The following is a 23,876-nucleotide window of genomic DNA, read 5'->3' as shown; positions in this document are numbered from 1 at the left end:
GTAGACCTACCCCTCTCCCGTTGGGTTGATTTTTAATAGTGTTTTTGACCTGTGAGCCAATTTGCAATAGCGTCTTGGGTATCCAAATTCAACAGGTCCATTTTTTTCATTTTAAGAGGCAGAATTAGATTCTCTAGCTTGATTATGTGCGTTTTTGTGGTTGATTTTTCGTGTTTGATAAATTTTAGCAAGCCAATGGCCTCATTAAAATCGCATGCAAAGAGGTCTCGCTCGTCAGTCCTTTGGAGGACAAGCGAAAGATTTTTCATCTCCCGTATTTGTGTTATGCAAGATTGGATTGCCTTATCATTCCCAGAGCGCATTAATTCAATTTGATTAATCAGTCTCTCGTAGTGCGTAATGAACTTCAATGCTGCGGCATTGAGTTTGTGCCTTTCCAATATTGCTTTGATTTTTCTATTTCCGCCCTTGGTTAGGGTGTTCTCGGTTGGGAATTTTATTGATATTGATTCTTGCTCTGAAAGTTGGCTTGATTTAATATTAAAGAGCAAATATTCTTGGAGCCAAACAAATTTTGTTTCTTTGCTTGCTGTGGATGTGAAAAAGACAAAAAATGGAATGCCAAATAAATTTGCATAGTTGGCAGTTTTTGTTGGGAATCCACTTAGCGTCACTTCTTGCCCGAAGGGATCGAGTGTGCCCTTGACTTGTCCATATAGAACAAGCCCTGTAGGGACCTCACCATCGAAAAGCTCGAGGTGCACATCCACCCCATAATCGCGATCCTGGTGATCTCGGAAAACCCAGTCTGATCCGAGTTGAGTGCGTAAAAGGGCAACGCTTTCCGTCTCGACTTTGTGCTGAGAACTTCTTTTCGGTAGATTCATGCTGTGGTAGGCCTAACACAATTTAGACCGCAAAACCTGCAGGATAAGCTGTACCGTGCGGGATATTCTGGACACTGATTTTTCCTGGAGGTGGCTTGTAGCATAGGTTTGCAAGGCATGCACTGTTTAACCCTCCAAGTATAAAAATTCCGCGAAACCCGGCGCGTGTCAGCTCGACAAACTATAGCTTGCCGGTAGACAGAGACCGGGGTTCTCAACAGAAGTGTGCAGCGAGTCAAAGGCAGCTCCTGGTAGCGCTTCGCAACGGCGGCTCAGGGCCGATTGCAGTCAGTTCGATACGCGCACTTTGTAGGTGAGAATGAGGAATGACCGATAGCAATCTCCCAGAACGGCCCTTGTATGAAGCCGCATGTCATTGCGGTACTGTGCGTTTTTCATTACGTTTAAGAGATGGCTTGAAAACAGCCCGTAGATGCAACTGCTCCTATTGTCGGATGCGAGGGGCAGTAGCGGTATCAGCCAACCTAGACGATATTCAGGTCACGCATGGTAGTGAAGCACTCACCCTGTATACGTTCAATACGGGAGAGGCCAAGCACTATTTCTGCTCAAAGTGCGGTATTTACACCTTCCACCAGCGTCGCTCAGCGCCAGACCAATACGGAGGCAATGTGGCGTGCATCGAAGGGATGAGTCCTTTTGACTTCGCAGAAGTGCCAGTCAATGAAGGCAGAACACATCCGAAAGACCGAATTGGAGGAGGCTCGGCGATTGCAGGATGGCTTAGATACGAAGCCAACCCCGAATCCAGCGAGAGAGCCTCTGTGTAGCAAGTTCGGCGTCCGGTCCGGGCCGAATTCTGCTGATATCAGGCATTGAGATGTCACTAGGAGGCATTTTGGACAGCTCGACGTTGGAACGTTTGCTTGCCCCGTCATTTCTTGAGGAGCGCATCGCGCAACATCAGAGTCTCAACGGTGCATCGCTCTTGCATATAAAGAACACTATAGGTAGTGCAGTTACCCCTTAGCTCCTCAATCGGTAATTTGATCCAATTGGACTTGCGCGACGAAGGGCACACAAGATTCCGAGCTCTCATAGCCAAAAGTCGGGCGATGGTCAGGGCGAGCACCTCGCGCCACGAGAGCTCGCATCATGACCAACGCCGCCTCCCCGCACTTAATTTGCGCAGGTGGCTTGAAGAAGCAAACTCGGCCCTGATTTGCCTCTTGAGGAGAACTGCCCGGCGCCAAGTGCCTCGGGTGAAATTCAACCAGTTGGAGCGAGTATGGCGAAACGGAGTTGGAACGAAGCTGTGGCAAAAAAGCGCATCGCAGCGCGATTGGCCGAAGTGAGCACGGTTACCATCAAGGAGTATGTGCGAACCACGGACCTGCAGGGGATCGCAAATGGTGTTGCCTATAGGGTGGATGGCGTCCACTTGTACATCGACATCCTGAACATCGGTGACATGCTCAATGTCACTGACTACGAGGGCCCAACAAGCCATCGCCGCACGCTCAGATTCCTGAACTTGCACTACCGCGCGGTGCGAGACATCCTGGCGGATGTGGACGCCATCGAAATCGATTTCCACAACCAGCGGTTGCACGCGGTGTTCGCCAAGCCCTATGGGGATGAGAAAGCGCGCATCCTAAAGGCGGTGGCCACGGCCCAATTGATCCGTGATGTTCTTGCCGAGACAGGCGAAGGTGGTGAAGACCCATTGCCTGCAGCTAAAACGCGTGTCGGCATCGACTCTGGCAAGGCCCTTGCTGTTAACAACGGCCGGCGGTCAAGCCGCGAGCCGCTGTTTCTTGGTGATCCCGCCAATCAGGCTGCCAAGCGTGCAGGGGGCGACGTTGAGGGCATCTACATGACCAACACCGCACGTGCGGTAATCGGGTGGGACGCAGTCATCGATATGAACGCGACGGCAGTGACCCAAGCCCAGGTCGAAGAAGCTCAGAAGGCAGCAGACCTGCCGGTGACTGTCGGCGGTGTGGTCAAGAGCTGGGAAGCCGATCTGGCCAACAATCCTATCGGGTCGTTTGACTTCTCTCGCCATACTCCGCCGTTCAAGGATATCGACTTGGAAAAGCTGACACCTGGCAATTCACGTCGCCAGGAATGTACGTCCGTCTATGCCGACATCGACAACTTCACGCGCTACATCACGGACCGAATCGAGGACGATGAAGGTGCAGCAAGTGTGGTCAAGACCCTCCACGTGCTGCGAGGCGAACTTGACTCGGTACTCTATGACGATTTCTCGGGCCGCAAGATCCGCTTCATCGGTGACTGCATTCACGGCATCCTGGTTGAGGGCACTGCCCAAACCACCGACGACGCCGAGACAGCCAAGAACGCGCTGCTGTGTGCTGCGGCAATGCGTAGCAGCTTCAACCTTGCGATGAGCGAACTGAAGTCGGCCGAGGTCGACGCTGGAGATCTCGGCTTGGCGGTCGGCGTAGAGCATGGCGTGATTTCGGTCACCCGGCTTGGCATCAAAGGCGAGCGTACTCGATGCTGTATTAGCCGCTCTGTGCTTGCCTCCGAGCGTGAGCAGAAGCGTTGCAATGGCCGCCAGACCGCCATGGGTCCAGAGCTCTACAAACATGCTCCTGAGCAGTTTCAGACACTTTTCGGTGCCGACCGGCGTCGCGCAGACTTCGACTATGTGGCGGCCGAAGAGGCGCTCAACCCCAAAGCCGAAGCGAGGAAGGCTTCCACACTCAGCGGTGGGCTTCTGCAGCCCGCCACGGGCACGGCAGCAGCGGCTGGCTTCGCTTTTGGCAAGGTCGCAGCACAGCCCTCCAATAGCCAGCGAGGCTTTGCTTGAACTGGTTCCAGCGGTTTCCTGACCGTCTTGAGCAAGAAAAAGAAGCTGTTGGGAGCCTGCTCTCCCAAGGATGGGTGAAGCAAGTAGTTTGGGCCGTCGATGAGTCGGCAGGAACGGTATCGGCCGAGGTTGATTTTGAAGCGGGCGGCAAGCTGCGAGAGGTCAGGCTCGTCTATCCGTTTGTGTATCCCTTCTGCCCAATGCAAGTGTTACCCCGGGCGGAGGGGGAGCGTTGGTCGAACCACCAGTGGCCAAGCGGCGAGCTGTGTTTGGAGATGCGTGCGGACAACTGGCACACGGGCTTCAATGGGGCTGACATGCTACTCAGCGCACGCAAGCTGCTGGGTACCGAAGCCCAAGTCGATGATGCCGGCAATGCAATGCGGGTGCCAACAACTCATCATTTCACACCGGCGCAGTTGCTGAATTTCAGAGCTTTGCGTCTCGTTATCAGCGACGCAATGATTGCGGAAGTAATCCGGCGGGGAGATGGAGTTCATGGAATGGACCTGGCGGCCATTAGCCATGATGGTTGTGTCGTGTATTTCGCAGTTGGTCTGGTAGGTTCGGTTGAACACGACGGTTGGATGGATGTGGGAATTCCTTCCCGTTTGCGAGCCAAAGCGAATTTGCTAGCGCGAATTGCTGTGCTTCAAAAGAGCGATACACGCCATCTCGCGTTGCTTGACAAGAAACTCTCTCCTGCTGAAGTTTGGGCGCAGTTTTCTCCAATTGCGTACTCCGGGTACGGCATCGTCGTTGGTCTCCTGGATGGCCAAGTGGTCGCCAAATGGCTTGGCGATGAGAAAGCCTACGATGTAGCCAGGGTTCCTATGGACAATCAACAACGAGCTCCGGGTCGCAACAGCACGATAGCCGGAAAACGCGTGGCTATCGTAGGCTGCGGTTCAATGGGAAGCAAGGTCGCAGCTAGTCTTGCTCGCGCTGGCGTCCAGGACTTCTACCTCGTCGATGGCGATGTGATGAAGATTGCCAACATAGTGCGCAACGATCTCGACTGGACAGCAGTAGGCGCGCACAAGGTGGACGGTGTGACCGAGAGACTGCAGGCAATTAACCCGGGCATCGAGGTTGATGGCTGGATAGGCCACCTTGGTGGCCAGTTTTCCACGGCGGACCTAATCACATGCTTGAGCAAGTTGGCTCAGTGCGATCTGATCGTCGAGACCACAGCCAGCGGCCAAGGCTTCGGCATGGCCGCCCAGGTTGCGACTATGGATTGCATCCCAATGGTGTGGGGGCGCGTATTCGGCGGAGGATACGGCGGCTATGTTGCACGCAGTCGGCCAGGCCTTGAAGCAGATGCGCTTGATGTGAGGCATGAGATCTACACCTGGATGACTAATCCGGAATTTCCGAAACCGCCCAAGGACAGTGACATTGACTATGGAGTCGAGCCCGACGACCAGCCGAGCATGATTGCTGATGATGCGGATGTGTCGGTCGTTGCCGCGCATTTGGCGCGTTTGGCCCTTGATGCGCTGCTTGCAGCCGAAGAGTCGGACTACCCGTTTTCGGCTTATGTCATCGGGCTGCGTGCAGAGTGGATCTTCACTGGGCCATTTCAGACATTTCCAATTTTGCTCAAGGCGCCGCCGGCCAAGGAAGCGGGTGGCGCTTGCCATTCGACGGCCGTCTCCGACTTGCCAGGTCTTGCGCAACCTGCGACTGCGGGATGATCGACGTCATTCTTAGCGCCAGGTGTGTGCGCAAACTCAAAAGGGAGCTCAAAAATGCAGGGCAAAACGAGATTGGTGGCGTGATGGCTGCTGAGCAGATTGCCGACGGCCAGTTTGTTGTCAGAGACCTTTCGGTGCAGCGCAATGGAACCCCAACTTCGTTTGTGCGCGATCCGTTGCAGCATCGCAAGTTCATGCGGCGGTTCCGCATGCTCACCGGGAACAATCACGAGCGATTCAACTACCTCGGTGAGTGGCACTCCCATCCCAGCTTTTTGGCACTACCGAGTCCGCCTGACGTATGGAACATGCAGGAGGAAATGCATGATCCAGAGCAGGCTTCGTCATTTCTAGTGTTGCTGATACTCAAGCTTGGCAGGAGCGGCAGGCTGGTGGGTTCCACCCATGCCTTCCGCAGAGCACAGGCACCGATTCGCGTCAGACTGAGTGCATCGGACGGCGTTTCTGTTCAAGAGGAGGAGGGCTTCAGAGCAACGGGGCTATGGCGATCCTTGCAGCATGATCAAGGTGCTGTCACGTCGGCCAAAACGCTTTCGCAAAGGATTTTGAGGAGATTAATGTGAGTACAGAAAATGAGCGTCTGCAAACGGCGCAGTGGGTGTTGGAGCGCAATCTTGGTTGGATTGCAGCAGCAGAAGTGAAGGTTGGTGTTATCGTCGCTATAGACACGGCTATGCTGGGCGGACTAGGTGCAGCTTTCAGCACGGCGGAGGTGGCAATGCGCACGCATTGGGTGGTTTTGTTCACCCTTGCAGCGTCGATTTTCCTGGGTATCGGCCTGGCCTGCGCATCGATGGCGGTGCTGCCTCGCGTCACGGGACCTTCATCTTCCTTGCTTTTCTTTGGACGCATAGCAAACAGCGAGGAAGTCGACTACACCAACAGCTTCAAACGTGCTTCTGTGAACGCATTGCTCACGGATTGGACGGCCCAAATTCACCGCAACGCCCAGATTGCCTGTGACAAATTTCGCTGGGTTCGACGCGGGATGCTGTGGTCGTTTCTGGCCATTCTGCCGTGGTTCGCGGCCATCATCACATTGGTTCATAAGTAACCGGTGCTCAGGGCCGCATGGGGCCACAGAGGGTGTTGCAATGATGGGCCCCGCAGGCCCGGCTTGGAACGTTCAGGAGGGAAGCAGCGGCGATCAGGCGCTGGGCCACAGGATTACTGGCGTTGCATGGCGCTCCCAGCCCAATCGCATCTATATGGCCCGGCCAAAGCGAAGGGCCCCCCAGCAGAAATCGGCGATGATGAGCGAAGCCCTCACCATTGCCCAGGGCTTCGCAGGGATACCTCAACAGTTGGAAGAACTGACTGGGAAGCCCTGAGCAGAGCGCAGGGACTTGCCCGCGTTCAATCCGATCTACACGGCGGTGAGCGCCGAGGCCGCTGAGGCCGAGTTGACTGCGTTTGAAGCCGGGCCCTGGGGCCAGAAGTTCCCCACTGTCGTGGGCGCCTGGCGCAGGGTCTGGGACAAGGTCATACCGTTCTTTGCCTTCCCGCCCGAGGTGCGCCGCGTGATCTACACGACCAACTCGATTGAGAGCGTGAATGCGAGGCTGCGCAAGATCATCAAAACCCGAGGGCACTTTCCCAGTGACGATGCAGCCACCAAGCTGATCTGGCTGGCACTGCGCAACATCACCGAAGACTGGGGGCGGGCTGCCAACAACTGGAAGTCAGCAATGAACCAATTTGCGATCCTCTACGAGGACCGGTTCACGAAATCGAGCACGTAAGATATTCATTCACCTTCGCCAAATCGGTGAAGGCTCAGTGAGCCTCACACACGGAAACTCGGACAGGCCCCGCGCGGCCGCTTCCGGCCCAATAGCTGCCGTCGGAGCCTCGTCCGCGATCGACGGCAACCGCTGCAGAACCGACCTCGGCGTGGCGGCTTCAGGCTGATGTGAGTCATTCGCGGTGGCAAGCCGTACCGACTGCATATGTCATCACCGGACATTCCCCAGCGGCTGGCGCCTTGTTGCCCGTTACTTCGTCAGAGCGTTTACGTTGATGGCCTCAAGGAAGCCGAAGCGACCGAACGATTGTTCCAGCCAATCCAGAAATCGCTGAACAGCGTGGCGCGTCTGACTTGGATCCCGGCACTTCGCCAGGAAGACGAACTGCATTTTCTGAATCTCCTAAACCACATAGATGCCAAAGGGGTTGCTCACCACCGTTGCATCGGGAAACCTCAACAAGTTGGTTGCCTGGGTTTCGGTCACTGTCCGGTGACATGCGATTAGATGTGCGGGGCCTCCTGTCTTCTGCAGCGCGTAGGCAGAAGATGGAGTCCGCCAGAGGCGGAAACTCGTCAGTGAAACGCATACCCACTGGAGCTTGAAAGCACCGGGTCGACCCCATCAACGGTAGACGTCCGCAGCGCCCCAGTCTCGAAACCAGTGGGCCTAACTGTTGCGCCTTACCAGGGTTCTACACGGTAGGAACCGTCCCTCCATCGATCACTTGCTCTGAGCCCGACATTGAAGCTGCGCGCGGTGACACCAGGAAGGTGATCAGATCAGCCACTTCCTTTGGCGTGGCGGGCCGTTCAATCGGAATTCCGCCGAGCCAACCATGACCATCTTCTTCCCGTCTTCATAGTCCGTGCCTGCTTCAGCGCCCAGTCGCTCGGCGAATGCCACTGAAGCCTCGGTTTCAATCCAGCCGGGCGAGACGCGCAGAACGCGCACTCCTTTTGGCGTGACCTCCTTGGACAAGGGCTTGCTGTAGGTCGAGAGGGCGCCTTTAATGGCCGCGTAGGCGGTGGTCGACTCCGTAGACGGCTGTTCTGGACAAATCGGTGGCCTTGCACACATCCGAAATACGCCAGATCTGGCGAAATTGTTGTGCTGTGTTCATGTCGAAATCTCTCCGTGTTGTGATGACAACTGAAGATTACTGAAGCATCCACGGCGCGTACATGAACACGCTGCCATTAAAAAATACAAGTTGAAAACGCATGCTGCGCACTCATTGGGGTGGGTGCTATGCCAGCACAATTGAGGCGACAGTGGACAGCGATGTTGCCCTGGGGTGACGCGAGCCAGACTTCGCACTCCCAGAGGCAGTCAGGCTCATCACAATGCCAAAAAGTTACTTCCCCAACCCGTCAAATCAATGACTTAGAGTCGCCAGTAGGCCGTGCCAATCTGCGAGTCCAAGCCACTGCGAGTGCGTACGCTACGGACTTGCTTCAAGGGCTTCGTGGCAACATAGTGGGCGGATGGTGAGCGGGTGAAGGGGATTTTTCCGCTGCCATGCTCGTCAACTGCTGAGACAGTCCTCCCAACAACCACTGACAAGTGTTCAATTCACTCGCATATGGGATGGCAGGATGAGCTCATTTTTCTTCAACCCTGCCAATAGGCTGAACACAGACAAACCGGATGCACTCAACCGCCGTTGCCGTTGGGTGAGGCAGATCCTCCGGGATGCGCCACCATGATCAGACCGCACGGCAGGAACATTTGTTTACACAAAGCCCAACGTGTTGCCACTGGGGAGGCAACTGGCGTCCAGTAAAGTTCAGACATCAAGCGTCGGGTAACGGCTGAAATTAATAAAATGGGTTTCCAATATTAAAAACCAACCAGCCAACCGTCGCTCAATATCACATGAGGGAGTTGCATCTTGCCTAGTCATTGGAATGTAAGAACCGATAAAATCCGGCTGATTTTTTCATTGTCTTTGTGTGTTTGTTTTATGCTGCTTTCAATGGTGGCGAATGCGAAGGTTTTAGTTAAAAAACAGTATGGCCCCACACCCTATCCCGAAACGTATTCGGATATTCCATGGGTATGGTCTGCAGAAGAGGCGTGTGATCTGGTATTTCTTCGTCGTCGCACAGACTGGCCAGAGCCGACTTGGCAAATTGTTAAAGATAATCCGTTTGTTCAACTCCAACCCGGCGCATCTGCTGGAAGCTGTGGAATCACCCGCATGCGCAATGGTGAAAATTGGGGTAGTCAAGCCGGGATGTTTTATGTCCGGCAGGCTTCTTGCCCTCCGAATAGCTATCCAGGAGGAGTTTCCGGAGAATGCGAATGCGACCATGGATTTTCAGAAGTTGGTAATACATGCGAACCCCTGCCACCGCCCCCAGCGTCATGCCCGGCGTCCGCCTATCAGGGGGGTGAAACCACTCCAAATCCCATTCTGTTAGCCGCAGCTCAAAAGTATGAAAAAGAGCTTGACTACGTTGACCACCTTCCTCACCCGTTGACCTTTAGTCGAATTTATTTGAGCAAACGTGCCTCAGGCACCGGCAATATGGGTGGTGGCTGGACTTGGAGTTTTTCTGATGCGCTGAGCCTTCGGACGGCAACCAACACCGATGAACCACTCGCGATCGTCACTACCAGTGATGGGAGCAGAACAGTTTTTAGTCAAATTAATGGAATTTGGCAGCCCAATGACAGCGTAGACTCACTTGTGAAAAATAGCCAAGGCTGGATTTACACATCCGGCACGGACAATAGCACCCGGCAATTTGATGCGAGCGGGAAGCTATTGGCTCATGCCCAACGCAATGGATGGTCCTACAAGCTTACATATGATGCGCAAGGGCATCTGACAGAGGTAAAAAATCATTTCGGCCGCAGCTTGCAATTGGCGTACAACGGGCTAGGACAAATTTCAGGTTTTAGTGTGGGCGGGCAGACTCAAGCCACATATGAATATGACGGAGCAAAACGACTGACGCACGTTCTGTACGCAGGCAATACCTCAAAATCCTATGTCTATGAAAAAGCGGCCTTTCCCCAAGCACTGACAGGTATTATTGATGAAAATGGCATTCGTTTGGCCACATACAGCTACAACGATCAAGGCCAACCCATACAAACAGTTCGTGCAGGTGGTGTTGGTCGTTATCAGGTCAGCTATGCATCTCGGTATTACGGTAATACCACTGTTACCGACCCACTGGGCACGCAGCGGCGCTACACCTACAGCGTCAATTTAGGAAAAGTAGCCGTTGCCAGTTCCAGCTTGCCCGATGGGGGAGGCGCGTTAGATGCAGCCTCCCGTACCCAGTCACCTCTCGGTTTGATCGAGTCAGTAACCGATTTTCGGAATACCTCCACTACTTACCAGTGGGACACCAGTCGCCGAGTGAGGGTTGCAACCACCGAGGCCGTGGGTACCCCCGAATCCCGCACCACCCAAACAACCTGGCATCCCCAGTGGCGACTGCCGTTGAGCATCACCGAACCCGGCCGAACCACCACCTACGCCTACGACAGCCTGGGCAACCCCCTGACACAGACCATCACCGACACCGGCGGTGGCTCCGGCAGTTCAGGCACCACCCGCACCACCAGCTGGACCTACCACGCCAGCGGCCTGATTGCCACCGAAACCGCCCCCAACGGCGCCACCACCAGCTACCAGTACGACAGCGCAGGCAACCTCACCCGCGCCACCAACGCCCTCGGCCATGTAGAAAGCTACACGCACGACGGCGCAGGCCGCGTGCTCAACCACACCGCACCCACGGGGCTGGTCAGCACCTATACCTACGACGCCCGTGGCCGCATGCTCACCGCCAACCGGGGTGGGCAGCTCACCACGCTCACCTACCGCCCCAGCGGCCAGGTCGCCACCGCCAGCCTGCCGCACGGCCATGTGGTCACCTACACCTACGACACTGCCCAGCGCCTCACAGGCTGGAGCGACAACCGGGGCAACTCTGGCGCCTACACCCTGGACGCCATGGGCAACCGCACCCGCGAAGACCTGCGCAACGCCCAGGGCCAGCTTGTTTGGCGCTTGGCGCGCACGATCAACAGCCTTAACCGCGTGGAAACCGTCACCCTGGGCAGCCAGACCACCACCTATGGCTACGACAGCAACGGCGACTGGGTGGCCACCACCAACGGCCTGGGCCAGGGCACCAGCCAAGGCCTGGACGCCCTGCGCCGCACCAAGGCCATCACCAACGCAGAAAACGCCACCGCATCCCTGAGCTATAACGCCCTCGATGGCGTCACCCAGGCCGGCGACTTCAAAGGCGTGGCCACCACCTACACCCGCGACGCTTTAGGCAACGCCACCACAGAAACCAGCCCCGACACCGGCACCAAAGCCGCCCAGTACGACGCCCTGGGCCTGCCCAGCACCATCACCGACGCCCTGGGCCAGGCCACCACCATCGAACGCGACCTGCTGGGCCGCCCCACGCTCATCACCCATGCCGACGGGCGCACCACCACCCTGCGCTACGACCTCACGGCCGCCAGCAAAGGCTATCTTGGCGAAATCCTCGACCCCAGCGGCACCACCACCTACGAGCGCGACGCCCACGGCCGCGTCACCACCAAAACCCAGCGCCTGATCAACGGCGACACGCGCAGCGTCAGCTACGCCTACAACGCCCAGGGCCTGCTGGCCAGCACCACCTACCCCGGCGGGCAAGTGCTGCAGAACGTCTACGACACCACCGGCCAGATCACCGGCCTGACCTGGGCCGGCCAACTGCTGGTGAGCGGCATCACCTGGAACCCCCTGGGCCTGCCCACCGGCTGGAGCTGGAGCCTGCCCGGTGGCGCGGCCCCCATCCCGGCCACCCGCAGCTACAACACCGCAGGCCAGGTCACCGCCACGGACTTCAGCAGCTACCAGTACGACGCGGCAGGGCGCATCCAGACCCTCACGCAAAAACTCTGGCGCCCGGCCAGCACCAACCCTCAGGCCACCACCATCAGCCAGGCCACCAGCACCTGGACGGTGCAATACAGCCCCGCAGGCCGCATCACCGGCTTTACCAAAACCACGGCGGCCAACGCCCCTGTGGACACCGCCACCTTCTCGTACGACGCCAACGGCAACCGCACCGCCAGCACCCGCGACCTGGCAGGCACTACCACCAGCCGCACCTACGGCGGCGACGCCAGCCACAACCGCCTGCTCGGCTTTGAGCAAACCACCGCCAGTACGGACGGCAACAGTGCCACCACCAGCGTCACCTACCAATACAACCCCGCAGGCGACCTGCTGGGCGACGGCCTGATCACCTACCGCTACGACAGCGAAGGGCGCATGGAAAGCGCCAGCACCGGCCAGGGCGAAGACGCCCCCACCACCAAATACGCCCACAACGGCCTGGGCCAGCGCGTGTTCAAGACCGAGCCGCTGTACAGCAGTACCCCGGCCAGCGGCAGCAGCAACAAAAACCTCAACAACCTGCTCGCCGACGACGACGAACCGCAGGCAGAACCACCCGGCCTCATCCAGCAAATCCTCAGCTTCTTCAGCAAACTCTGGAGCCCCAGCACCAGCGACGCAGAAAAGCTGGGCTACAGCTACATCTACGCAGAAGACGGCAGCCTGCTGGGCGAATACGGCTCGGGCGGCAGCAACAGCACCGGCACCGCGCAATACATCTATTTACCCACCGCCAGCGGCCCCATGCCGATAGCGGCAGTGATCAAAGGCCAAACCTATGCCGTCCACAGCGACCACCTGAACACGCCAAGAAAACTCACCCAGCCCGACGGCCAGGTGGCCTGGCAATGGGCGTACAGTGCGTTCGGAGACGAACAGCCGACGATTGGGGCCCAGCGGTTCACCAGCGAGAGCACCACACCGACCACGGGCGCCACCAGCATCCCGGAAGTCACGTTCAACCTGCGGTATCCGGGGCAGTACTTCGACAAGGAGACGAAGCTGCACTACAACTACTTCCGCACGTATGCGCCGGGTACGGGGCGGTATACGCAGGGGGATCCGATTGGGTTGGATGGGGGATGGAATCGGTTTGGGTATGTGGGCGGGGATCCGCTCAGCTTTACTGATCCGTTTGGACTTGCTCCCAATCAGATGTGTGTTGCCGCATGCACTGCCGGCGGAGCGGTCGTGGGTGGGGTCGTAGGAGAAATAGTCGGGGGGGTGGTGGGGGGAGTAATTGGGGGCGCAGGAGGAAGTCTTGTCGGACCCGTTGGAACTGGGGGAGGTGCAGCGGCTGGCGCTGCGGCGGGCAGCCAAGCTGGAGGTGCGGCGGGTGCTGCCGGCGGCGCTGCAGCTGGCAATGCTGCGGGTCAGGCACTTTGCCCTGATGATAATGACGACAAGCCGGACTGCCGTAAAGCATCGAAATGGGATTTACTGCAGGCAGGCATTCTTGATCCACACGCCTTCAAAACAGAGAATGGTGCGGTGCCGTGGAGCAAATACGATATTTGCAAATGCAAGGACGGCTCAATTCGCATTGCCGCTGTTAATCAGTGTGGTAAAACTAGTGATTTTTTCTATTAGTGAATATGTTGCGCATCATAGGGAGAATTTCTATATTTGGATCGTTGGAAGCTCTAAAACAGCTAGAGCTCTCAAACCCGATTCCAGATAGCTCAATTCAAAAAGTGGGTGCTGCCCGTCCTAATATCCTGCACGATTTATGGGTTTATGGATCGCACTGGTTCAGTTTTCGATCTGACTTATTGGATGAAGAATTGTTGAATTATTTAACAGCGCATTCTTCGCTCGGCCCTGCATTGGCGACATTAGATAATAAAAGCATAGCATATGCAATGCTTACCATTACCCCTGTTGATCAAACGGATGAGGAGGTTTTTTCCTGTTTTCTTGGTTTGAAAACTTTAAATGCGCTCTCAAATCTAGGGCTTGCGCTTGAAATAGCGCCAGCTGCTGTTATGCCAGATGCGCCATATTGGATTTCTTAAAAAAGGCCTTGGCTGTGATGCCAGGGCCTTCGTCCTTTCGACGCTCGCCTGGCAGGCTCCCATCCGCCGTCAATTGAGCCCTGGAAACTAGGTTTAGCTATGTGGATGGCAATCCGTTGAGCTTCATTGACCCCTTGGGACTTGCTAGTCAAGACGGGAAAACTGGTCAATGGTGGGAATACACGGATAGAAATTTCCAGCGTTGGTTTCATCTATGCATAAAGCAAGACGGCGATCCAGACGCCAGTAGACCGGAATTGGCTGATGCGTACGCAGAGTGGTTGAAGTACGGAAAGCGCGATGGAAAGAATGGATGTGGCGGACCGCCACCCCCACCTGTGCCTACAGAGACTTGTGGTGATACGTGCCAGAAGACGGCAAGTGTCGTTGTCGTCGGGAGTACTGCTTATGTGGTTTATCGGTGTTTGCGGATGTTGCCGTCTTTGCTGCCGCCGCTTTGGCCAACTATCCCTGCCAATGTGGTGTTGCCATGAATCAGAAAGAAAAAGCACCAGCGCATGTCTACACCGTAGGGTTGAGGTTCTATGGCGACCAGTTGGAGCCATCTGATATTTCTGCTCGATTGAATTTGCAGCCAAGCCATGCGTCTAGCCAATCGCAGAACCAATCAATTACAAGAAAGCGACGTCAATTTTGGGGATACAACGGACAAGGGGAGGTTGGGTTCCAGGATGAGTGGGAAAGTCTGGAAGATGGCTTGGAATTTCTTCTCAAAATCCTAAGTTCCAGAAAAGCGGAGATCATTGCCCTTGCTCGTCAGTTTGATGGGCTTTGGTGGTGTGGTCATTTCCAAGCCAGCTTCGATGAAGGACCTAGGCTATCCCCCAGGCTGCTTACTGAAATAGGCAGTTATGAAATCCCTCTCAGCATCGATAACTACTTCTCGAATGATGGTGAGGACGGGCCGAGCACCACTTAATTCTTAAAACAAAAAAGCCACCTGCCTCCCGCCAGCGATAAAGCTGCGGGATTCAGGTGGCTTCTTCTTTTAGCCGCTGGGCGGTGGTATTTGGGCGCTATGCCTTCTTGCCCGTCGTCTTTGCCTTGGCACTGCCCTTGGGCGTGTCCTTCTTGACCTCAGGCGCGATGAACCCGATAGGCCGCCTGGAAGGCTCAGGAGGCGTCATCAACTCGCGCAGCGCATCAAACACCTGCTTGAGTTGAGCGCGGGTATTGCGGCTAAAGGTGTCATGCTGCATCGCCAGCGATTCAGTCTTGTCCTGCAACTCGGAGAGCTGCCGGGCCAGGTCCTGATGCGTCGCCGCCATGGAACGCACCTGCACAAAGGCCCGCATGATCTCGATATTGATGGCGATAGCGCGCGGGCTGTTCAAGACCGAAGACAGCATTGCCACGCCCTGCTCGGTGAACGCATAGGGCGCATAGCGGCGGCCACCCCGGCCGGTGTTTGAGGTCACAAACTGTGACCTCAAAGAAGCCCACTCCTGGGCATCCAGCTGGAACATGAAATCCCCCGGAAACCGCTCGCTATTGCGCTTGATGGCCTGCACCAGCACCTTGGTCTCCACCCCGTACAGCGCGGCCAGATCGGCGTCCAGCATCACCCGCTGATCGCGCAGCGACAGGATATGGCGGGCAATGTGGAGTTGCAGGGCGGGGACGTTGGTTGTGGTTGCGGCAGGTGAGGCAGAAGGTTTGCCACTAATGCTGCAGCACTCCCGGCCAGCAGGCCATCAAGCATCTGCATGACCACCTGCTGCTTGGCACGCGGCAGCGTGGCGACCAGCTCCATCTGCTGCTGCCACTTCGGGGTGGGCCCGCGTTTGGCCAGAGCGCTTCTGGCAGCCGTCTTGGGCTGCGCATACGGAATCCAGAATGCTGCTTACTGGCAGAGAGCGGTAGTAGGTAAGCTGGCGTTAATCGACCGCAACCGCTGCGAAGCAGCCGCCGATACCATTCGTCAAAGCAGCTTCGCAGCTGGGTTGTCATTAGAAGGGCGGTAGTAGCCCACAACGCTGGCAACGCTCCTGTGCCCCGTCATCGCCATCGTGTCTGCCAAAGGCACTTTCTGGACAGCCGCCTCAGTCACAAATCCAGACCTCAGCGAGTGCGCAGAAAACACCTCCGGCAGCCCGGCGAGTTTTGCGCGCTCTCGAACAATATCTCGCACGGCGGCAGGGGAGAGGGGTTCACCAAGGTGGCCGCCTTTCCTGACCTGTCTGAATATCGCACCGTCCACGATGCCCGAAGCCGTCAACCAAGCCTGCAGAGCTTCACCTGCAATGCCCTCCAGCGGCTTCACGTTCTCCGGACGATCCGCCGCAGTCTGGTTGCTCTTGGAATAGGCGAGGGTATAGGTGAAGCGGCTCGGCCCCACTCGGTAAAGATTCTTCATCGTCGCCCCCGTCACTTCTGACCGTCGGCGCCCGCCCGATGCCCAGGCAAAGAGGAGGAGGGCGCGGTCACGGATGCCCTTGAGTGATTCATCACAGGTGTCCAGGATGGCCACCAATGGGTCCTTGGTCAGTGCATCCTTCTTCTGAGGAAGCGCGCCACGTTTGCCGTAGGCCCGGCGTGTCTTGGCCAACAGCTCACGGACTTTGGGGTCTTGGCAAGGATTTTTCAGCTCTCGGAGCTGGTGGGCCTTGGACAGCACAGCAATCCGGTGGATCAATGTGTTGAGCGCCATCGGGCCTGGCTTGCCTTTGAATCCCGCATCCACCAGCGCTCGGTCAATTGCTGGCGGTAGCTCGTGAACCAAGCCATCGGCGGTCGTCCGCTGCGCGTGATCAACGATGAACTGCAGGATGGCGTTCGCCGGCAGTGGCAGCGTGATCCCTTGCCCGTACCGAACGCCAAACCAAGCGGCCCAGTAGCGCAGCGCGGAGCGATAGCTTGCTAGCGTGTTCGCGGACTCGCCCTCGCGCATCAACTCTTCAACGGCCTGCGCAGTCACTTGCGACAGGGAAGACGGCTCCAGCGAGGGGATATTTCTCAGAGACGGCAGGCGCATGGTTGAAACCGAGGTCGAAAAAGCAAAACTTTCACAAACGCTACATATGATGTATTGTTTTTGACAAATATAGTCAATAGATCACGATAAGCATCGATTATCGTTGGTAAAAATTGAATGGAGTAGGGCGATGCAGTCAAAAATTGTTCGAGGTCCGCGCGGTGTGCAAATGGAAGAGGTTTGGGCTGCCGCCGACACCGTCCTCGGCCTGGGCGAGCGGCCGACGATTGAGCGCGTGCGACAACAACTCGGCCGTGGCTCCCCAAATACTGTGGGGCCGATGCTTGATGGTTGGTATGGGTCACTGGCCAAGCGGCTGCAGTCGCCGGTGGATGCAATTGAGCAAGACGATGGCGTCGAAGTCCCCTTGCCCGCTCCAGTGGTCAGGGCCGCAAAAGCCATGTGGGGCAGGGCCCTACAGCATGCTGATGAGCGTGCGACGACTCAATTCGCCGAAGCTCGCAAGGAGCTGAGCGTGCAAGCTGAGGCGCTACGCCAGGCGCAGGACGTCCTGGCACTGGAAACACAGCGGCTGGCCGACCGCAGCGGAGCTTATGAGCTGGCTATGCAGGCCAGAGATGCGCAGATCGCAGAAATGGGCCGTCTGGTTCAGGAGCTACAGCAGCAACTTGCGGCAAGCCAGGAAATGCTGGCCGCGTCACGCTCAGAGAGCATACAACTTCGCTTGGCAGCGGATGCAGAGCGTCGCCGCCAGGAGGCAAGGGAGGTTGATCACCTGGACGAACGTACGCGCCTGGAAGAACGTGCTCAGGCTCAGGAACGCAGACTTAATGCAGAGGTGGATCGCGCGCGCCAAGAATCAAAGCGGCTGGCGCTCAAATTGGAGGGCGACGCCCGGGAATCTGCCAAGTCCTTGTCGGCTTCGCTGGAGAAAGCGCGGGAGCTAGAGGCCCTCGTTGGGACACTTCAGGCGGAGAAAGCAGGTCTTGTCAAAGACCTGCAGGCCTTCAGAGAAGAGACGAATGACCTGCGAGCAAAGCTTGAGCAGCGCAGCACGGAGATGTTCGCCGTCCTCAGCGAACTGCGCGATCGATTGCCAACGATCCCGAGCAACGAACCGGTGCAGCCCACCGGCAAAACCCGCAAAACGCGAACTAGAACTAGCAACCACTCAGCTTAATGATGAACGATAGTTGTGGGGTACATGGAGCGAACTCAATCAGTGAGATTCGGCTGCCGCGATTGCCAGGATGCGTTGCACAGGTACGCCTTGTTCAATTGCAGAACGTGGGGTATGGCCGCCCAAACCCCGCGCTGGCGCCTCTAGAAAGGCGAGCACCTGCCAGCCATCTGCGGCTCCAAGCGCCGAAGCCACAAGCTGCAGCATAGGCCACATTTGGTGTTCAAACTGCCAACGCGGCAGTCTATACCCGCCGTCTGGAATCGAAATTCCTATGCAGCGCTGCGACTTGACCCAGGCGTTGACCCTCACCCGGCTAACGCCAAGCAGGCTAGCTGCTTCGTCAGTACAGATCATGTCGGCGGCTTCCATTCGATCTCGGCGGAACTTGTCACCAGCACTTAGAAACGCGGCCGACTCGGCGGCTGACGTGTAGGGATCCGACGAAATAGTCGCAGCATATTGAAAATTGTTAATAGGTACGAGGGTGGCAACCTTATTCATATGTTCTTGCGAGCTGTTGGGGCAGTGCGGCGGGTCAGATAGCGTTCGAGAGGATGTAGGTCCAGTTGCTTCTACCACACTATTGACACGTTCGATCCAGGAATATGTTCACGAATCGCGATATTGTTGCTTAATTCAAACGATTACATGCGGTGGCGAAATTAGCATAAAGAAACAAAAAAGTGCATATATGCAATTAATTTCTAGCCGCACATAGCATATTTGCACTCAGTCACTTTGCAAATATGTGTTTACTTGAGGGTTAACCCTTAATTTGAGAACCGGGCGCGTTTGCGGAAGGCACGGGTCAATGGAACTAAGAATACGCCGAGGCTGATATGGATGCCTTTGTTGTGTACAGCTCATCTCTACTTGGATATGCTGAAGGATATCCAGCCGAGATAGGAAATACATGCGCGCTTCAGCGTGTTGCGTGCAGAAATCACACTACCGTGATGCTGTGAAAATTATCACCCTTTGCGCTACGAAATGAATTTTGCAGGAGGCGCGATGAAGTACCGTACTGACGAGTTTTCTTCTAAGGCAAGTACCAGCACAAGACTAGGTGTTCGAATGAGAAGCCAGCTCGCGGACGCCTACAAAGCACGAGGACATTCAACCGGAAAAATCTGGCATCAATACAGTGCCAAGGCTCGTCGCGATATTGCATTTGCGTCAGAAATTGATTACCTGCACTTTCTCTACGTCGAATCATCGTTTGACGTTATTCAGGTTGATTACACGCCAGAATTAAAGGTGCAGCGAGCCGTTGGAAGAAGTTTCGTAGAATACGTTAATGCTGAGATCCTAATGGCAAATAATGATGTGGTATGGCGCCATGTGTGCGCAGCCAATAAAACGGAAAGTGCACGCTCCAGACAAAGCCAATTGCAAATCCTCCTTCAGAACTGCGACATGCCAGATGGTGTGCCATACCCGCGTGTGGAAATCCTTACCCATGAGGAAATGCTTGCCGCGCCACAGCGGATTCGGAATTGGCACTCTGTAGCTGCCTGGCTTGCAGCAGGTCGTGATTGGGCCTTGACCGAGGAGCAATTGGAAGTGGCTGCTTTGATCCGTTCTAAGAAACGGGTGGAATTCCAAGAAGTGCTTGGGCTCGGTAAAGGTACGGATCAAGACGATCTCTACGGAGTTGCGATATTCCGTTCCATGCAGGCTGGCGCATATAGCAGCAACCTTTTCGATGCGCCCTTCTCAATGCGCACATTTTTCTCCGAAAAATCAGGTTCCGTATGAACCGCAAGCGCCTCACTTTCAAGACTATCTCGCCAGAGCTGCGTGACACATCGAAGTGGCCGGAAGTGGATGTAAGTGGTATGGCCTTTGACGACCTAGCGCGTTTTGAGCGCCTTATGCCTGCTGTCGAAAGCTACCTGCGAAATGGCAAGCTCAGGGAGGCTGCGAAGACAGCCCAGATGTCGGAGGATGCGCTGTTAGATCAAGTGAACCGATGCCTCATGCCTCACTCTGATGGTGGCATCGTCGGGTGGGCTGGGCTAATACATCGACTGAGACTCTCCGGCTACGCACGCACTAGTCCGCTCCCCCAAGGGCCCAACGCCAGTCGCCTCGGGGCGAGCGGAGCCTTCCAACGATTCCTAGACGAAAACCTATCTATAAAAAAAGCTCTGGATGAGGCCATTCGGAAAGGCATCGGCCAAGGAAAAGCGCGGGCAGCTTTTACGCTACATAAGGCGATTTGGGGGAAGTTTGTCGATTTGGTAGAGAGTTGCATCCCACCTGACCAGTACCCTCGCAACCAGACAAGCTTGGCCCGACGGTCGGTAGAGCGCTACGTCACAAACATGATCGCCAATGACGCTAAGGCTCGATCATTGGCAGTGGGGAAGGTGGCAAAAACATCTGGTCAGGTGGGCAATGGTCTGCACTCCTTCGATCTGATCAGCGCACCATTAGATCTAGTGGGAGCAGATGCGCATCACGTCGACTGTTTTGGAACGATCGAGATTGAAGGGCCTGCCGGCCCACAGTTGGTCCCAATCAGCCGCCTGTGGATCTACGTCGTCGTTGACTTCGAATCTCGTGCAGTTTGTGGATACGCAGCTTCATTTCGGACGGAGCCCACCGCGTCACAAATTGAATTGGCCTTGGACATGGCAACCAAGCCCTGGCAGCCCCGAACACTGAACATGGGTACCGTGCGCTACAAGGAAGGTGCCGGCTTCCCGATGGGCTGCGTCGATGGATTCGTGTTTGCACCAGCAGCTTTGCGAATGGACAGCGCCGCGCAGAGCTTCGCGAATCGAATAGTACACAGGGTGCGACGTCGGTTTGGTTGCGCAGTGAGCTGGAGTGCGGTTGGGGCTTGGTACCACAACGACGTAGTTGAACGCTTTTTTGGTTTGTTGGAACGTTTCGGTTTGCATCGGTTGCCCACGTCAGTGGGCTCTGGTCCAGCTGATCCTAGGAGGACTGATGGTGCCTCCGCAGCCGTAAAGCTCAAAGTAACGTGGCAACAGCTTCTAGATCTCTTAGACGTTGCAATTGCCGAGTACAACGCAAAAGCCCAACCAGGACTAGGGTACCGCTCACCACTTGAAGTGCTGCGAGATTGCTTTGACCGACACCGTCAGCGGTTCGTACCGCGTCCACGAATTCCTCCAACGTTGTTGACGCCTCGGCTAGGAGTTGAAATCGAAACGCACACTGTACGCGGGTCCTGCGCGGCAGGGAAGCTGAAGAGGCCTTATGTGCAAGTCGATAAGGCAACCTACACCAGCCCAGAGCTGGCATCGCAGTTTGCTTTGATCGGCAGACCAATTGTTCTCCATGTGCATGAAGAAGACATGCGGACGGTTGAAGCCTACCTTGAAGACGGTACATGGCTCGGGCTACTCACCGTTCGAGAGAGAGGTTGGCGCCGCACGAAGCACTCAAGGGATCAACGCAAGCAAATCAACCGCATGCGTGACGATCGCGAACTCTCAGACATCCGGGGTGGCGACTATGTTGAGTGCTTCCTCGAGCACCTGGCTAGTACCGCGTTGGCCTCTGCTAGGGATCGGCCAGAACGAGTCTCAGAGGACGCGACCCGGCTCGCTGAGGCAATTCGCACGACGGGCGCGACCGTGCCCCGCCTGGGCATGCCCAAACCGGATAGTACCAATGTGATGCCTATTCGGCCGGTTCCCATCTTGCTGAACCTGCCTAAGCCCTCATGGGGTTGACGAATGCTGATCGGTGATTTGGCGAACTCGGATGGGAGCTGCAACGTGAACTCGACCACGAGCACTATTGACGACGCCAACCGACTAGACCTTCGCAAGCAGGCGTTGTGCGACTCGGAAATGAGGCAGGCGCACTATCTTTCTCATCCCGTTGTCACCGACTCCCTGTATTTGGCTACCGAGCCTGTTAAAGAGGTATTTGAAATCGTCCAGCATTTGATCATTCACCGATTCCCTGGGTCGCTATTTATTGGTGCCTTCCGGATGGGCAAGACGCAGACCATCCACATCCTCTGCGACGAGTTGAGGCAGATCTTTCCGAAGCTGGCAATTGGAACGCTCATTGCAAAAAAGCACGACAAACCTACGGAGAAAGCTTTCTGGGGAGACGCGCTTGACGACTATGAGCATGGTGCATCGTTGTACGGATCAGCGGCAGAACGGCGCCGACGTTTCATGACTATGATCGTTTCCGCAGTCTGGTCAGTGAATGGAGACCAGTATGTCTTCTTTGTCGACGAAGGCCAGTGCTGGACTTTGTCGGAGTGGGTCTGGATGCGCGACCTTACAAACGATCTGAAAAAGCGCGGCATTAGAACCACAACAATCGTTTTTGCGCACGAAGAACTCTACGTTTTGCGCGACATGTTGATAAGCACCCGGCGTACAGACCTAATAGGGAGGTTCTTCCACACGCCGTATGTCTTCCGTGGCCTGCGCAATGGAAACGAGTTGCAGAGCATGATGCAGTGCCTTGACGATCCATCGAAGCACGAGCATCCCTGTGGAAGTGGGATCTGCATGTCGGAGTTCTTTCTGCCCGCGGCTTATTGCGCGGGTTGGCGTTTGGCCTCAGAGGCTCCACTCCTGTGGGATGCCTTTCACCAAGTAGCTGCCCGTCAAGGTCGAATCGCTAAAGACATTGGTATGCAGTGGGTGATGTCATCCATACGCGCCTGGTTGTTCATCGTTGCGAATCACGACAGTGCCGACTTCACGTCCCCGCAAGACTCGTGGATCGAAGCAATCGGCGCAAGTACTTACCAAGCCAGCTTGCAATGATGTCTTACAAGAGCCTAGGCGCTCTTCATCTGACAGATGGCCTCGTCTGCTGCGACAGTTGGTTTGCGCCGGGGGAGGGGCCATTCACGGTTTTGGCCAAATTGGCCATTGCCAACGTACTAAACGCCAATCGGATCTGCCGAGTCTTTGGCGTAAGGTCTACTCCGACGCGAGATGCGAGTCCGCACGGTCGTAGCTTGCTCCATCTCGAATGGCTCGCTCGCAGCCGATCAGCGCCACTGCTAGCTGCGAAGCTATGGAGTCGAAGCCTGCTGAGCCAATCTCAGCGCTGGGGTCAGGCGGTCGCCAGCGATAGGGCACTACGGTATTGCCCAACCTGTTTGTCCATGGGCTACCAATCGTCTTTGTGCCAGATCGAAGGGCTAGTTCGGTGCCCACAGCACAACGACTTACTGCTCGATCATTGCAAAAAATGCAATGCACCCACACCGCCTTATGCGGTAACGGCAGAGGCCTTCGATGAACCGCTAGTCTGCATCCATTGTGGTAACGCGTACGCGTCAATTTGGGCATCTGCCCGCGGAGACATGTTTCAAAAACAGGTAGATGATGAGAGCGCCTACTGTCGTCTCGGTGAATGGTTCGGGCGAGTCGAGACTCTGAACATTCAGTGGCCAGATCGCGTCGCCTGGTTGGCTGATCCGCGCGCCCCAGCTCAAGCGGCAAAGGCAAACAAGCGAATTCAGATGCTGGGCACCCTTACTAGCATAGTGACTTGGTCGGAGCCGGCGGCCCTTCGTCGTTCCGAGGTTTGGGTTGGACGTTGGCCGTTGAGTTCGGGTGCCCCGCAGACGCACGCACGCAGCGGAGCAGCTCGAGATGAGATAACGCGAGCGCGAGTCGCTATCTACAAATCGATCCGCCGACATAACGCGACACGGATTG

The 23,876-nt window shown here is 56.1% G+C and carries 17 protein-coding genes and 3 pseudogenes; 15 read left to right on the top strand and 5 right to left on the bottom strand.

Annotation, left to right across the window (positions count from 1 at the left end; genetic code table 11):
* Window positions 1-32 precede the first annotated feature (32 nt).
* Window positions 33-848 carry a DUF4365 domain-containing protein gene (locus tag AC2YJX_RS01400; RefSeq protein ID WP_487255049.1) on the bottom strand — a complete coding sequence of 272 codons (816 nt, stop codon included), beginning with the start codon at window positions 846-848 and terminating at the stop codon, window positions 33-35.
* Between the two features lie 326 nt (window positions 849-1,174).
* Here AC2YJX_RS01400 and AC2YJX_RS01395 point away from each other — a divergent pair, with 326 nt between their 5' ends.
* The 6 genes and pseudogenes from AC2YJX_RS01395 to AC2YJX_RS01370 form a co-directional block, all read left to right on the top strand.
* The gene (locus AC2YJX_RS01395; protein ID WP_487255048.1) at window positions 1,175-1,639 is read left to right on the top strand and encodes a GFA family protein; all 465 of its coding nucleotides are present in this window, start codon (window positions 1,175-1,177) and stop codon (window positions 1,637-1,639) included.
* 458 nt (window positions 1,640-2,097) lie between these two features.
* Window positions 2,098-3,651, top strand: coding sequence for an adenylate/guanylate cyclase domain-containing protein (locus tag AC2YJX_RS01390; protein ID WP_487255047.1), 1,554 nt, complete (start codon window positions 2,098-2,100; stop codon window positions 3,649-3,651).
* Window positions 3,648-5,351, top strand: a complete 1,704-nt coding sequence (locus tag AC2YJX_RS01385) for a ThiF family adenylyltransferase (RefSeq protein WP_487255046.1) — start codon at window positions 3,648-3,650, stop codon at window positions 5,349-5,351. Before AC2YJX_RS01390 ends, AC2YJX_RS01385 begins: the two co-directional genes overlap by 4 nt.
* Entirely contained in the window at window positions 5,348-5,935 is a 588-nt protein-coding gene (locus AC2YJX_RS01380; protein ID WP_487255045.1) for a Mov34/MPN/PAD-1 family protein, read from the top strand. The genes AC2YJX_RS01385 and AC2YJX_RS01380 overlap by 4 nt, the downstream gene beginning before the upstream one ends.
* Window positions 5,932-6,426, top strand: a complete 495-nt coding sequence (locus AC2YJX_RS01375) for a Pycsar system effector family protein (protein WP_487255044.1) — start codon at window positions 5,932-5,934, stop codon at window positions 6,424-6,426. The genes AC2YJX_RS01380 and AC2YJX_RS01375 overlap by 4 nt, the downstream gene beginning before the upstream one ends.
* 298 nt (window positions 6,427-6,724) lie before the next feature.
* Window positions 6,725-7,114, top strand: a pseudogene (locus AC2YJX_RS01370) (transposase); the annotation flags it as partial.
* 697 nt (window positions 7,115-7,811) lie between these two features.
* Here AC2YJX_RS01370 and AC2YJX_RS01365 read toward each other — a convergent pair.
* Window positions 7,812-8,164: pseudogene (locus AC2YJX_RS01365) on the bottom strand (SDR family oxidoreductase); the annotation flags it as partial.
* 919 nt (window positions 8,165-9,083) lie between these two features.
* On the opposite strand from AC2YJX_RS01365, the pseudogene AC2YJX_RS01360 reads away from it, so the two are divergent.
* From AC2YJX_RS01360 to AC2YJX_RS01340, 5 genes and pseudogenes are all read left to right on the top strand, one after another.
* Window positions 9,084-9,752: pseudogene (locus AC2YJX_RS01360) on the top strand (DUF6531 domain-containing protein); the annotation flags it as partial.
* A gap of 741 nt (window positions 9,753-10,493) precedes the next feature.
* Window positions 10,494-13,634 (top strand): RHS repeat-associated core domain-containing protein, encoded by a 3,141-nt coding sequence (locus tag AC2YJX_RS01355; protein ID WP_487255409.1) that lies wholly within the window; start codon window positions 10,494-10,496, stop codon window positions 13,632-13,634.
* Window positions 13,635-13,639: 5 nt separating this feature from the next.
* Complete coding sequence (locus AC2YJX_RS01350; protein WP_487255043.1) at window positions 13,640-14,059, top strand: hypothetical protein; 420 nt, start codon at window positions 13,640-13,642, stop codon at window positions 14,057-14,059.
* Window positions 14,060-14,160: 101 nt separating this feature from the next.
* A complete protein-coding gene (locus AC2YJX_RS01345) occupies window positions 14,161-14,553 on the top strand; it encodes a hypothetical protein (RefSeq protein WP_487255042.1) in 393 nt (130 codons plus the stop codon).
* Complete coding sequence (locus tag AC2YJX_RS01340; RefSeq protein ID WP_487255041.1) at window positions 14,550-14,999, top strand: DUF4279 domain-containing protein; 450 nt, start codon at window positions 14,550-14,552, stop codon at window positions 14,997-14,999. The genes AC2YJX_RS01345 and AC2YJX_RS01340 overlap by 4 nt, the downstream gene beginning before the upstream one ends.
* A 97-nt stretch (window positions 15,000-15,096) precedes the next feature.
* On the opposite strand, the gene AC2YJX_RS01335 is transcribed toward AC2YJX_RS01340, so the two are convergent.
* Together AC2YJX_RS01335 and AC2YJX_RS01330 are read right to left on the bottom strand one after the other, a co-directional pair.
* Entirely contained in the window at window positions 15,097-15,660 is a 564-nt protein-coding gene (locus AC2YJX_RS01335; RefSeq protein WP_487255408.1) for an ORF6N domain-containing protein, read from the bottom strand.
* 341 nt (window positions 15,661-16,001) lie between these two features.
* Window positions 16,002-17,054: a site-specific integrase gene (locus tag AC2YJX_RS01330; RefSeq protein WP_487255040.1), complete on the bottom strand. Its 1,053-nt coding sequence runs from the start codon at window positions 17,052-17,054 to the stop codon at window positions 16,002-16,004.
* Between the two features lie 130 nt (window positions 17,055-17,184).
* Between AC2YJX_RS01330 and AC2YJX_RS01325 the strand changes: the two genes are divergently transcribed.
* Window positions 17,185-18,195 carry a DNA-binding protein gene (locus AC2YJX_RS01325; protein WP_487255039.1) on the top strand — a complete coding sequence of 337 codons (1,011 nt, stop codon included), beginning with the start codon at window positions 17,185-17,187 and terminating at the stop codon, window positions 18,193-18,195.
* 39 nt (window positions 18,196-18,234) lie between these two features.
* Here the strand turns inward: AC2YJX_RS01325 and AC2YJX_RS01320 are convergent, their stop codons facing one another.
* The gene (locus AC2YJX_RS01320; protein ID WP_487255038.1) at window positions 18,235-18,699 is read right to left on the bottom strand and encodes a MerR family transcriptional regulator; all 465 of its coding nucleotides are present in this window, start codon (window positions 18,697-18,699) and stop codon (window positions 18,235-18,237) included.
* Between the two features lie 510 nt (window positions 18,700-19,209).
* On the opposite strand from AC2YJX_RS01320, the gene AC2YJX_RS01315 reads away from it, so the two are divergent.
* Genes AC2YJX_RS01315 through AC2YJX_RS01305 form a run of 3 tightly spaced genes read left to right on the top strand, consistent with a single transcriptional unit; the run spans window position 19,210 to window position 22,970 of the window.
* Window positions 19,210-19,956: a hypothetical protein gene (locus AC2YJX_RS01315; RefSeq protein ID WP_487255037.1), complete on the top strand. Its 747-nt coding sequence runs from the start codon at window positions 19,210-19,212 to the stop codon at window positions 19,954-19,956.
* Window positions 19,953-21,908, top strand: a complete 1,956-nt coding sequence (locus tag AC2YJX_RS01310; protein WP_487255036.1) for a hypothetical protein — start codon at window positions 19,953-19,955, stop codon at window positions 21,906-21,908. Before AC2YJX_RS01315 ends, AC2YJX_RS01310 begins: the two co-directional genes overlap by 4 nt.
* A 45-nt stretch (window positions 21,909-21,953) precedes the next feature.
* Complete coding sequence (locus tag AC2YJX_RS01305; RefSeq protein WP_487255035.1) at window positions 21,954-22,970, top strand: hypothetical protein; 1,017 nt, start codon at window positions 21,954-21,956, stop codon at window positions 22,968-22,970.
* Window positions 22,971-23,876: the final 906 nt, after the last annotated feature.

Source organism: Acidovorax sp. SRI_002 (genome assembly GCF_057586455.1).
Note: the sequence above shows the minus strand (reverse complement) of the source record. Positions and strands in the feature narration are given on the sequence as shown.

What these genes read in the sequence shown, in the direction of transcription:
- AC2YJX_RS01340 (WP_487255041.1), top strand. Translation starts at nt 14,550, where the DNA reads ATGAATCAGAAAGAAAAAGCACCAGCGCATGTCTACACCGTAGGGTTG.
- AC2YJX_RS01330 (WP_487255040.1), bottom strand. Translation starts at nt 17,054, where the DNA reads ATGCGCCTGCCGTCTCTGAGAAATATCCCCTCGCTGGAGCCGTCTTCC.
- AC2YJX_RS01400 (WP_487255049.1), bottom strand. Translation starts at nt 848, where the DNA reads ATGAATCTACCGAAAAGAAGTTCTCAGCACAAAGTCGAGACGGAAAGC.
- AC2YJX_RS01390 (WP_487255047.1), top strand. Translation starts at nt 2,098, where the DNA reads ATGGCGAAACGGAGTTGGAACGAAGCTGTGGCAAAAAAGCGCATCGCA.
- AC2YJX_RS01395 (WP_487255048.1), top strand. Translation starts at nt 1,175, where the DNA reads ATGACCGATAGCAATCTCCCAGAACGGCCCTTGTATGAAGCCGCATGT.
- AC2YJX_RS01320 (WP_487255038.1), bottom strand. Translation starts at nt 18,699, where the DNA reads ATGAATAAGGTTGCCACCCTCGTACCTATTAACAATTTTCAATATGCT.
- AC2YJX_RS01350 (WP_487255043.1), top strand. Translation starts at nt 13,640, where the DNA reads ATGTTGCGCATCATAGGGAGAATTTCTATATTTGGATCGTTGGAAGCT.
- AC2YJX_RS01325 (WP_487255039.1), top strand. Translation starts at nt 17,185, where the DNA reads ATGCAGTCAAAAATTGTTCGAGGTCCGCGCGGTGTGCAAATGGAAGAG.
- AC2YJX_RS01310 (WP_487255036.1), top strand. Translation starts at nt 19,953, where the DNA reads ATGAACCGCAAGCGCCTCACTTTCAAGACTATCTCGCCAGAGCTGCGT.
- AC2YJX_RS01315 (WP_487255037.1), top strand. Translation starts at nt 19,210, where the DNA reads ATGAAGTACCGTACTGACGAGTTTTCTTCTAAGGCAAGTACCAGCACA.
- AC2YJX_RS01380 (WP_487255045.1), top strand. Translation starts at nt 5,348, where the DNA reads ATGATCGACGTCATTCTTAGCGCCAGGTGTGTGCGCAAACTCAAAAGG.